The 10300-nt window shown below is 71.4% G+C and carries 10 protein-coding genes; 2 read left to right on the top strand and 8 right to left on the bottom strand.

Annotated elements, in window-relative coordinates; genetic code table 11:
- Positions 1-137 precede the first annotated feature (137 nt).
- From BGM09_RS34345 to BGM09_RS34330, 4 genes are all read right to left on the bottom strand, one after another.
- Positions 138-1751 carry an AI-2E family transporter gene (locus BGM09_RS34345; RefSeq protein WP_188285656.1) on the bottom strand — a complete coding sequence of 538 codons (1614 nt, stop codon included), beginning with the start codon at positions 1749-1751 and terminating at the stop codon, positions 138-140.
- A 192-nt stretch (positions 1752-1943) separates the two neighbouring features.
- A complete protein-coding gene (locus tag BGM09_RS34340; RefSeq protein WP_317453003.1) occupies positions 1944-2630 on the bottom strand; it encodes a transglycosylase SLT domain-containing protein in 687 nt (228 codons plus the stop codon).
- Between the two features lie 456 nt (positions 2631-3086).
- Positions 3087-4406, bottom strand: a complete 1320-nt coding sequence (locus BGM09_RS34335) for a PhoH family protein (protein ID WP_188285654.1) — start codon at positions 4404-4406, stop codon at positions 3087-3089.
- Between the two features lie 300 nt (positions 4407-4706).
- On the bottom strand, positions 4707-5468 hold the full coding sequence (locus BGM09_RS34330; protein WP_188285653.1) for an isoprenyl transferase: 762 nt from the start codon (positions 5466-5468) through the stop codon (positions 4707-4709).
- 112 nt (positions 5469-5580) lie between these two features.
- Between BGM09_RS34330 and mgrA the strand changes: the two genes are divergently transcribed.
- On the top strand, positions 5581-6624 hold the full coding sequence (gene mgrA, locus BGM09_RS34325; protein WP_188285652.1) for an L-glyceraldehyde 3-phosphate reductase: 1044 nt from the start codon (positions 5581-5583) through the stop codon (positions 6622-6624).
- 416 nt (positions 6625-7040) lie between these two features.
- Here the strand turns inward: mgrA and BGM09_RS34320 are convergent, their stop codons facing one another.
- Positions 7041-7784 carry a prepilin peptidase gene (locus BGM09_RS34320; protein ID WP_188285651.1) on the bottom strand — a complete coding sequence of 248 codons (744 nt, stop codon included), beginning with the start codon at positions 7782-7784 and terminating at the stop codon, positions 7041-7043.
- A 110-nt stretch (positions 7785-7894) separates the two neighbouring features.
- Between BGM09_RS34320 and BGM09_RS34315 the strand changes: the two genes are divergently transcribed.
- Positions 7895-8263: a DUF192 domain-containing protein gene (locus tag BGM09_RS34315; protein ID WP_188285650.1), complete on the top strand. Its 369-nt coding sequence runs from the start codon at positions 7895-7897 to the stop codon at positions 8261-8263.
- Here BGM09_RS34315 and BGM09_RS34310 read toward each other — a convergent pair.
- The 3 genes from BGM09_RS34310 to BGM09_RS34300 all read right to left on the bottom strand — a co-directional run bounded on the left by BGM09_RS34310 (position 8260) and on the right by BGM09_RS34300 (position 10292).
- A complete protein-coding gene (locus BGM09_RS34310; RefSeq protein WP_188285649.1) occupies positions 8260-8799 on the bottom strand; it encodes a hypothetical protein in 540 nt (179 codons plus the stop codon). The genes BGM09_RS34315 and BGM09_RS34310 overlap by 4 nt on opposite strands.
- A gap of 204 nt (positions 8800-9003) precedes the next feature.
- Complete coding sequence (locus tag BGM09_RS34305) at positions 9004-9699, bottom strand: OmpA family protein (protein WP_223187995.1); 696 nt, start codon at positions 9697-9699, stop codon at positions 9004-9006.
- A 5-nt stretch (positions 9700-9704) separates the two neighbouring features.
- On the bottom strand, positions 9705-10292 hold the full coding sequence (locus BGM09_RS34300; RefSeq protein WP_223187994.1) for a hypothetical protein: 588 nt from the start codon (positions 10290-10292) through the stop codon (positions 9705-9707).
- Between the last annotated feature and the right edge of the window lie 8 nt (positions 10293-10300).

Below are 10300 nucleotides of genomic sequence, written 5' to 3'. Positions count from 1 at the left end.
GGGGGCGGGGGGGGGGGGGGGGGGGGGGGGGGGGGGCGGGGGGGGGGGGGGGGGGGGGGGGGGGGGGGGGGGGGGGGGGGGGGGGGGGGGGGGGGGGGGGGGACGCGAGGGCTCGGGGGGGTACGGCGGGGCGCGGGCTAGGCGGACGCGCCCTCGTGGGTGTGGTCGTCCTCGTGGGAGGGGTCCCGGTCGTCCGGGCCGGGAGCGTTCGGGCCGGGACCCTCGGGACCTGAGCCCTCGGGACCGGGGCCGTCGGGGCCGGGGCCGTCCGGTGTCGGGCCGCCGGAGGCGGGGGCCTCCGGGTCCGCCGGGGGCTGGCGGGGGGTGACCGGGGCGATCTCGTAGGCCGTCGCGCCGTGCGGACCGGCCGCGGCTGCCGCCCGCTCCTTGGCGTGGGCCCTGAGGTAGCCGACCACCGTGTTGCCGACCGCGACCAGCGGCACGGCGACGACGGCGCCGCCGATGCCCGCGATCATCGAACCGGCGGCGACGGACAGGACGACGGCCAGCGGGTGGACGCGGACGGCGCGGCCGAGGATGAACGGCTGGAGGATGTGCCCCTCGATCTGCTGGACGGCGAGCACGACGACCAGCACCATCAGCGCGGTGAACGGCCCCTGGGTGACCAGGGCCACGACGACCGCGACGAAGCCGGAGGCGACGGCGCCGACCAGCGGCACGAAGGACGACACGAAGATGACGACGGCCAGCGGCACGGCCATCGGGACGCCGAGGAAGAAGATGCCGACGCCGATGAAGATGGCGTCGATGAGGGCCACTATCACCGTGCCGCGCACATACAGGGTGAGGGTGCGCCAGGCGCGCGGCCCGGCTCCCGCGAGCCCGTCCCTGGCGTCCTCGGGGAAGAGCTTGAGGAACCAGTTCCAGATGTTCGGGCCGTCGTAGAGCAGGAACAGCGTGCTGAACATCGCCAGCAGTATGCCGGTGAGCAGTTCGACGATGACGGTGAGGGACTGGAGCCCGGCGTCGGTCAGCGCCTTGGTGTTGGAGCCGATCGCTTCCTGGAGGTTCTTGGCGACCTGGTTGATCTGGTCGTCGGTGACGTGGAAGGGGCTGTTGAGCAGCCACTTCTTCACCTCGTTGACGCCGTCCTGGAGGCTGCTCGACAGATTGCTGAGGTTGTCCATGACCTGCCAGACCACGAACCAGCCGACCAGGCCCATCATGACGAAGCCGCCGACGAAGACCATGGCCGTGGCCACCCCGCGCGGCACACCGCGCCGCTTGAGGCGGGCGACGAACGGCTGGAGCAGCGCGGTGATCAGCAGACCGGCGGTGAAGGCCAGCACCACGAGCTGTACGGCGCCGATCACCCGCATCAGCACCCAGACGGTGCCCGCGAGCACCAGCAGCCGCCAGCCGACCTCGGCGCCGACGCGCATGCTCCACGGCACGGCCGACACCGGATCGGGCTGCGGCGCGCGCGGCGCGGGCACGACGACGACGGGCGGGGGCGTGACGGCCCCGCCTCCCGCACCGGAAGCGGCGGCCCGCGCCGTACGCTTCGCGCCGCCCGGCCCGGCGACCGCGTCGGGCGTGTCGGCCTCCCCGGCCGTACCGACGGAGGGGTCGGTCGCGGGAGCGACGCCCGAGGCGTCGCGGGGCGGGTCCTCGATCGCGGCGCCGACGCCGCGGCTCGCGTTCACCGCCGCCTGGCGTTCGTCGATCCGTCCGGCGATTTCGGCCAGCCCGGAGGCCAGTACGGCGCTCCAGTGGCGCTTGTCCGGCATTGCTCTCCCCTGACCCCGTCGACCATCTGTGGAACTGCTGAGAATGACGATGTTATTCGCGAGGAGGGTTGCCTCCCGCATCCTCCCCTCGCCTACCCCGTTCCGGGACACGCACAAGCCCCCGGCCCTGAGGGCTCGGGGGCTTGCGGAAAAGCGTTGCTCACTGGCGCCTGGCGGCTGATCGCCGTCGGCTCAGTAGGAGTGGTGGCTCTGCCAGAACGACCAGGCGCCGCAGGGGCTGCCGTACCGGCTGTTCATGTAGTTGAGGCCCCACTTTATCTGCGTGGCCGGATTGGTCCGCCAGTCCGAGGCGACCGAGGCCATCTTCGTACCGGGGTTGGACTGCACCAGGCCGTACGCCCCGGAGGACGGGTTGGTCGCCGTGTAGTTCCAGCCGCTCTCGCGGGTCACGATGTTGGAGAAACAGGCGAACTGGTCGGCGCCGACGATCTGCTGCGCCATCGCCTTGACCTGCGCGACCGTGTACGACGCCTTGATCGGGAAATTCGCGCTGGAGTCGCCGCCCGCCTTGTTCGCGGCTTCGTCCTCCTTGCGCTTCTTCTCCTTGGCCGCCGCCTCGTCCGCCGCCTTCTTCTTGGACGCGGCGTCCTTGGCCGCCTGAACACGAGCGGTCTGCTCCGCGGACTGCCGGGCCGTGGCATCGGCGGCGTCCGACTGCGCCTGGACCTGCTCGGTCAGCGAAGCCTGCTGAATCTGCTGCCCAGCGGGAATGTCCGCAAGGAGGGTCGTCGTGCCGGCTGCTTCGACAGGCTCGGAAGAGCCTTGGTCGGCGCCCGACGCGACGCCTACGACGGCGCCCACAGTGGTGACGGCGGTGGCCGAAGCCACCGCGAGTCCCCGGACCGAGATCCGGCTCACACGGTTTCCTTCCAGCATCGCCCGATGGGTGACCTCACGGACGAAATCGTGCCCCTGGCACGGTCCCCTTCCTGCCGGTCCGTCCATACGGGCCGGTCGGTCACGGGGGCACTGGCCCGGTGCGAACTCCCGGAGGAGTCCCGCGTGGTGCTCGGGCGGCTCATGGCGGTCGATGTGGATTTGTGTGGAGCTGCTCTTCCTACGCCCCTGAAGGTGTAGGAGTGCCATAAGCGGGGCCTGACAGCCCCACACCCTGCCGTACGCGGACGCCGCGCGGCAATTTCCGGTTGAGTGGCAAAGCTCACATGCTGCCAAGGAAGGTAAATCCGAGCGGCGGGCCCCGTACAGCGCTAGGCTGCTGCGCCCTTCACGCCGGGCGCAGCAGCCTCAACTCACGCTATCACTCAGTAAATCCGGACACTTCAGGCCCCCGTCTTCCGGGGGCCCGCGCCCCGGTCAGGCCCCGCCGTCCTCCAGCATCTCGGTGACGAGAGCGGCGATCGGCGACCGCTCGGAGCGGTTGAGGGTGATGTGGGCGAACAGCGGATGGCCCTTCAGCTTCTCCACCACCGCCACGACGCCGTCGTAACGGCCCACCCGGAGGTTGTCGCGCTGCGCCACGTCGTGGGTGAGGACCACCCGCGATCCGGCGCCGATCCGCGACAGGACGGTCAGCAGGACGTTCCGCTCCAGCGACTGGGCCTCGTCGACGATCACGAAGGCGTCATGCAGCGAACGGCCCCTGATGTGGGTCAGCGGCAGCACTTCCAGCATGCCGCGGGCCACGACCTCCTCGATGACCTCCTTGGACGTCACGGCCGACAGCGTGTCGAAGACGGCCTGAGCCCAGGGGCTCATCTTCTCCGCCTCGCTGCCGGGCAGATAGCCCAGCTCCTGGCCGCCGACCGCGTACAGCGGCCTGAAGACCATCACCTTGCGGTGCTGACGGCGCTCCAGGACGGCTTCGAGGCCCGCGCACAGGGCCAGGGCCGACTTGCCGGTACCGGCGCGCCCGCCCATCGACACGATGCCGACCTCGGGGTCGAGCAGCAGATCGAGCGCGATCCGCTGTTCCGCGCTGCGGCCGTGGATGCCGAACGCCTCGCGGTCGCCGCGCACCAGCCGCACCCGGCCGTCCTCGGTGACCCGGCCCAGCGCCTTGCCGCGCTCGGACTGGAGCACCAGGCCGGTGTGCACCGGCAGATCGGCCGCCTCGGGCAGCGCGATGGACTCCTCCGCGAAGAGGGTGTCCACCTCGTCCGCCCCGACCAGCAGTTCCTCCATTCCCGTCCAGCCCGAGGTGATCGCCAGCTCGGCCCGGTACTCCTCGGCCAGCAGGCCGACGGAGGACGCCTTCACCCGCAGCGGCAGGTCCTTGGAGACGACGGTGACGTCGTACCCCTCGGCCTGCAGATTGCGGGCGACCGCCAGAATGCGCGAGTCGTTGTCACCGAGCCGGAATCCGGCGGGGAGCACCCCGGGATCCGAGTGGTTGAGCTCGACACGCAGCGTGCCACCGACGTCACCGATCGGAATCGGTGCGTCCAGACGGCCGTAGCGGATCCGGAACTCATCCAGCAGCCGCAACGCCTGGCGGGCGAAGTAGCCGAGTTCCGGGTGGTGGCGCTTGGCTTCCAACTCCGTCACCACGACGACCGGCAGCACAACCTCGTGCTCGTCGAAGCGGGCGATGGCATTGGGGTCTGCGAGCAGCACGCTGGTGTCGAGTACGTACGTGCGCCGGTCGTTGTCACGGCGATTCTTGCTGGTCACCACGTGTGGACGAACCCCCTCGGGAGAGGTCGAACTGCGGTACCGGCAGCCATGGGCCGGATGCCGGTCTCCCAGTGATATGCCCTGGAAGACCCTTGCCCATGCGAATGCATATGACAGTCATCCGACGGTCATCGCCCGGTCACCGACCGCTCACCGGCCATTACGCGGGAGAAACCGGCCTCCGCACGCCCTTGTCGAGCCCTCGCGGCGCCGGATTCAGGCCGCCCCTAAGCCGCCCGTACGGCCCACGCCGGGCCCGCCGCGCACGCCCCCCGTACCGGCGGCGCCGGTACGGAATCGTCAGGTGCCGTAGCGCCGGTGCCTGGCCGCGTAGTCGCGCAGCGCCCGCAGGAAGTCCACCTTGCGGAAGGCGGGCCAGAAGACCTCGCAGAAGTAGTACTCCGAGTGAGCGCTCTGCCAGAGCATGAAGCCGGACAGCCGCTGCTCCCCCGAGGTGCGGATCACCAGATCCGGGTCGGGCTGGCCGCGCGTGTAGAGGTGCTCCGAGATGTGCTCGACGTCCAGGATCTCGGCCAGGTCCTCGATGGTGGTGCCGCGCCCCGCGTGCTCGTGCAGCAGCGACCGTACGGCGTCGGCGATCTCCTGCCGGCCGCCGTAGCCCACCGCCACGTTCACCAGCAGGCCGCCGAGCGCGTGCGTCTCCTGCTCGGCCTCCTTGAGCACCGACTGGGTGTGCGCGGGCAGCAGGTCCATCGTGCCCACGTGGTGCACGCGCCAGCGGCCGGACGCGGCCAGCCCGCGTACCGTGTCCTCGATGATGCCCAGCAGCGGCACCAACTGGTCGGCGGGGCGGTCCAGATTGTCGGTGGACAGCATCCACAGCGTGACGATCTCGACCCCGGTCTCCTCGCACCAGCCGAGCATCTCGGAGATCTTGTCGGCCCCGGCCCTGTGCCCCTGCTCGGGGCTGCCGCCGGACGCCTTGGCCCAGCGCCGGTTGCCGTCCAGGATCACGCCGATGTGCTTGGGGCCCTGCGCCACGTCCAGCCGGTGTTCCACCCTGCGGGAGTACAGCCCGTACACCAGGTCGCGCAGATTCATCGCACACCAGCCCCTCCTGGGCTTGTCGCCCGGCGGCCACACTACTGCGCACAGGGGCTCCCGGACGAACCGGGGAGGCGGGGCCGACACCACCGCGTGATAAGCAGAGGCCGTGAATATTCGTTCCCTTTACCGCGCCCGCGACGAGCGCTACGACTCGATGGAGTACCGCAGGACCGGCCGCAGCGGCCTCAAGCTCCCCGCCGTCTCCCTGGGCCTGTGGCACAACTTCGGCGACGACCGCACCCTGGACTCCCAGCGGGCCATCCTGCGGCGCGCGTTCGACCTCGGCGTCACGCACTTCGACCTCGCCAACAACTACGGCCCGCCGTTCGGCGCCGCCGAGGCCAACTTCGGCACCCTCTTCGCCCAGGACTTCCGGCCCTACCGCGACGAGCTGGTCATCTCCACCAAGGCGGGCTACGACATGTGGCCGGGACCGTACGGGGAATGGGGCTCCCGCAAATACCTGCTGTCCTCCCTCGACCAGTCCCTGTCCCGCATGGGCCTGGACCACGTCGACATCTTCTACTCCCACCGCTTCGACCCCGACACACCCCTCGAGGAGACGATGGGCGCGCTGGCGACCGCCGTCCAGCAGGGCAAGGCCCTCTACGTCGGCATCTCCTCGTACGGTCCCGACCGTACGCGCGAGGCCGCGCGCATCCTGCGCGAGCTGGGGGTGCCCGCGCTGATCCACCAGCCCTCGTACTCCATGATCAACCGGTGGATCGAGGACGAGGGTCTGCTGGACGTCCTGGAGGAGGAGGGCATGGGCTGCATCGGCTTCGTGCCGCTCGCCCAGGGGCTGCTGACCGACCGTTACCTCGGCGGCATCCCCGAGGGGTCGCGGGCCGCCCAGGGCAAGTCCCTCAACCCCGGCCTCGTCAACGACGAGACCATCGGCCGGCTGCGCGCCCTCAACGACATCGCCGCCGCCCGCGGCCAGTCGCTCGCCCAGCTCGCCCTGTCCTGGGTCCTGCGCGACCCCCGCGTCACCTCCGCCCTCATCGGCGCCTCCTCCGTCGCCCAACTGGAGGCCAACGTCGCCGCCGTCGGCGCCGCCCCCCTCACCGCCGAGGAGCTCTCCTCCATCGACGCGCACGCGGTGGAGCCGGAGGGGGTCAACCTCTGGTCGGTCAGCAGCGACGCCTAGCCTGCGGCTCGCTTCCGCCCAAAGGGGGTGCCCCCTTTCGCCCCCTCACCGGGCGGAGGGGGCACCCCCTTTTTTCTGGGCGCGGCCCGTGTGCCCGCGGCTGCGCGGGGCGTTGCTTTTCGGGTACAGCCCGTAGGCCCGCGGCTGCGACGGGCGGCACGCCGAGTTTTTAGGGGCGCTGGGGGCACCTCCCGGCCGGAGGCTGGGGGAGGAACTGCGCGGCCGGCCACGGCGATGGCTGCACGTCACCACCGGTCCCGGAGGGGCAGTTCGGTGGTCTCCCGACCACCGGGCCGGTGGGGGCTGGGCGCGCAGTTCCCCGCGCCCCTGAAAAGCCGGGCCTTGCGCAGGGCGGGCGCGCAGTTCCCCGCGCCCCTCGGGGGGGCACCCTCCTGTGTGAGGTGGGCGGCGGGGGCTCAGGGGGTGAGGAGGAGGGCGGTGAGGGTGCCGAGGAGCATGAAGGGCCCGAACGGGAGTGGGGTTTTGCGGGTGGCGCGCCGAGTGGCGATGAGGGCGAGGCCGATGACGGCGCCGAGGGCGAAGCCGAGAAACGTGCCGGTGAAGACGGTGGGCCAGCCGTACCAGCCGAGGGCGAGGCCGAGGGTGGGGGCGAGTTTGACGTCGCCGAAGCCCATGCCGGCGGGGTTGATGAGGAAGAGGAGCAGGTAGACGAAGCCGACGGCGAGGGCGCCGAACAGGGCGCGCGGCCAGGAGCCCCGGTGCTCGGGGAGCAGGGCGGCGAGACCGAGCAGGGCGGCGGTGCCGAAGAAGGCGGGAAAGGTGAGGACGTCCGGGAGCCGGAAGACCTTGAGGTCGACGCGGCCGAGGACGACGCCGAGCGGCACCAGCAGGAGCCAGACGACGAGTTCGGGGTGGGCTCCGACCCGCACGGCCAGTCCTGCGCAGGCGAGCGCGCACGCGAGGGCGAGGACGAGGACGGCGACAGGACCGTAGGAGCCGTAGGAGCCGGGCTCGGCGCAGCGCGGGCAGCGGGCCGGTCCGAGCCAGCCGCGTATGCCCTCGGGCAGCGGGTGACCTCCGGGGCACCGCGCCGCCCACGGCTCACCTGACGGGACGGCCAACCGGTAGGCGGCGCGCGGCAGCAGCAGGCCGCTGACGATTCCCCACACGGCGGCGGCCACGATCGGATAGACATGCACCGGGCCGACCGTACACGGCCCCCGCGGACCCGTACCGGGGCCCGTACCACGCCGCCTGCCACCTGCCGCCTGCCGCCTGCCGCCTGATCGAGCACCCCCGGGGAGTGACCATGCGCCGACGTTGGCGAGACGGTGACAGTACGCTGCGTACGCCCGACGCCGAGGTGCCGCTGCGGGTCGCCGCGTCGTACCGGGCGCGGACCCGCGGGCTCCTCGGCCTGGACGGGATCGAGGGCGCCCTGCTGCTGACCCCGGCGTCCAGCGTGCACACCGTACGGATGCGGTTTCCGATCGACGTCGCCTATCTGGACCGTCGGCTGCGCGTTCTGGCCGTCCGTACGATGCCGCCCGGCCGCGTCGGCCGCCCCCGGCTGCTGGCCCGGCACGTCCTGGAGGCGGAGGCGGGGGCCCTGGCGCGGTGGGGGGTGCGCAAAGGGGTGCGGCTGGAGGCGGACGCGGCCGGCGGGCCGCGCGGCTAGCGGTTCGGGTCGGTGGCGAATTCGATGCTGTCGATGATCTGACGGAGCAGCATCGGGTCGGCCGTACCGTCGGCCGTCCAGGCGCGGACGGTGACCGGGTGGCCTTCGTAGTCGTGCAGGCGGACCTCGACGCGGGCGGCGGGGCGGCCGTCGGGCGCGGCCTGGACGTAGCTGAGGACCTGGCCGGGTTGGCCGTCGAAGTCCAGCGACTCCCTGCGGGCGGTGGCGAGGGCCGTGGCCGTCGCCTTGTCGGGGGGACCGCCGGCGCCCGGATTCGCGCTGACGGCGACCTCCCCGTCCGTACGGCCGTCAGGGCCGCGCAGCACCGCCCCGCCGCGCACGTCCTGCCAGGTCTTGGGGACCGCGACCGCCAGCGGGTCCGCCCGCAGATAGCGCCAGCCGTCCGGGGCGCCGGCGCCGGCCGAGCAGGCGGAGAGGGTGGCCACGGCCAGGCAGGTCAGGGCGGTGCCGGTGCCGGTGCCGGTGCCGGTGCCGGTGAGCGAATACCGGCGGCTTTTCGCCGTTCTGTTCCGCATGCGGGCAATCTACGGTGATCGACCGTCTCCGGGCCGGAACCTACGAGGGCCGCGCGGGTGTCGATGCGGGGCCGGGTGCGGAACGGGTTCGGGCCGGGTGCGGGTGCGGGAAAAGAAAAACGGGCCGGTTCGCAGGGGGGGGAGAGCGAACCGGCCCGAGGGGGGGAGTTACACCGTACCGCGTCAGAGCGACCGCTCAGCACGTTACGCGGCAGGTGGCGTGAAAGTGATCTCGACGCGGCGATTCTGACCGCGCCCGGTTTCAGATGAATTGTCGGCAATCGGGTAGTCCTCGCCGTACCCACGGACCTGAAACGTGTGGGATGAGTCACCGGCGTTGCCCATTTCCGTTGCCAGGACTTTGTAAACGGCGTCGGCGCGTTGCTTCGAGAGCACCATCCCGTGCTCGGAGCTGCCGAGGTTGTCCGTGAACCCGAACACCCGGATGGGTGACGTCACATGGCGTGCGGTGATGTCGTCCGCGATGGCCTGGATTCGCGAGGTCGCCGTGGGCGACAGCACGGCGCTGTCCTTCTTGAACAGCACCTCCGACTGGAGCGCGTAGGTGACCGTCGAGTTCGACGTCTCCTGCCGCTGCTCCGGCTGGCTCGCCTTCGTCGACGACTCGTCCGTCACCGACACAATGTCCAGCACCTTCGCCGGCGCCAGCGTCGAGCCCTCCGGCAGCCTGAGCCCTGGCGACGTCGGGTCGATCCGCACGGGGGCCGTCGGCGTGCTGTCACCGGCCGTCGGCGGCGGATTCGTATCGGCCACGGCCGCCGTCCCCCCGGCTGCCGTCCCGGCGGCCAGCACGAGCACGATCACCACACCCGCGGACATGGCGGCCCGGTGCCCTCCGGCGCGGGTTGCCGCCCCGGGCGGCGGCGCGTTGCGCTTCATCGTCCTCACCCCTCCGAGATCGTGATCTTCGCGGGCGGCATCGTCGGCAGTTCGAACGACACTTGGGTGGTGGCCTCCGGCGGTGCGGGGAACTGAGCGAAGAAGGGGCGGGATTCCTTGGGTTGGATGCCGACAAGCCCCATGGTGCACAGGCAGCGGCCGTCGGTGTCGCGGAGTATGTAGTAGCGCTTCTTGCCCGCCTCGTCGACGAGAATGGCACCCGCGACGGAAGCTCCCGACGCAGACAACGCCGTCTCGTTACCGGCCCAGTCATTGGCGGTGAAGAGTTCCGTGCCGTTGTTGGTAGCCACACCCTCCACAGTCACGAAGCCGCCGGAATCCCGTACGGCCGAGTTGATCGTGATCTCCATATTCTTGTCGCCCTTGACCTGGGCGAGGACCTGAGTCGGCGTGGCGCTCGGTGCGGCGCTGTCACCGCCGCTCGATCCAGGGTTCTTCGACGCGCTCGCGGAGGTGGACGGTTTGTTGTCCGCCTTGTCGCCACCGCCGCCTCCGCCACCGCATCCGGCCAGCGTGATGGCGGCACCGGCGGCGAACGCCACCGCAATCGTCGCCCTGCGCCCGTATCGCATCGTTCCCC

The organism is Streptomyces sp. CBMA29 (assembly GCF_014596445.1).
GTDB lineage: Bacteria > Actinomycetota > Actinomycetes > Streptomycetales > Streptomycetaceae > Actinacidiphila.
Note: the sequence above shows the minus strand (reverse complement) of the source record. Positions and strands in the feature narration are given on the sequence as shown.

Excerpts from the sequence above, each read along its gene's own strand:
- BGM09_RS34330 (WP_188285653.1), bottom strand. The coding sequence starts at position 5,468 with ATGAATCTGCGCGACCTGGTGTACGGGCTGTACTCCCGCAGGGTGGAA.
- BGM09_RS34305 (WP_223187995.1), bottom strand. The coding sequence starts at position 9,699 with ATGAAGCGCAACGCGCCGCCGCCCGGGGCGGCAACCCGCGCCGGAGGG.
- BGM09_RS34315 (WP_188285650.1), top strand. The coding sequence starts at position 7,895 with ATGCGCCGACGTTGGCGAGACGGTGACAGTACGCTGCGTACGCCCGAC.
- BGM09_RS34310 (WP_188285649.1), bottom strand. The coding sequence starts at position 8,799 with ATGCGGAACAGAACGGCGAAAAGCCGCCGGTATTCGCTCACCGGCACC.
- BGM09_RS34300 (WP_223187994.1), bottom strand. The coding sequence starts at position 10,292 with ATGCGATACGGGCGCAGGGCGACGATTGCGGTGGCGTTCGCCGCCGGT.
- BGM09_RS34345 (WP_188285656.1), bottom strand. The coding sequence starts at position 1,751 with ATGCCGGACAAGCGCCACTGGAGCGCCGTACTGGCCTCCGGGCTGGCC.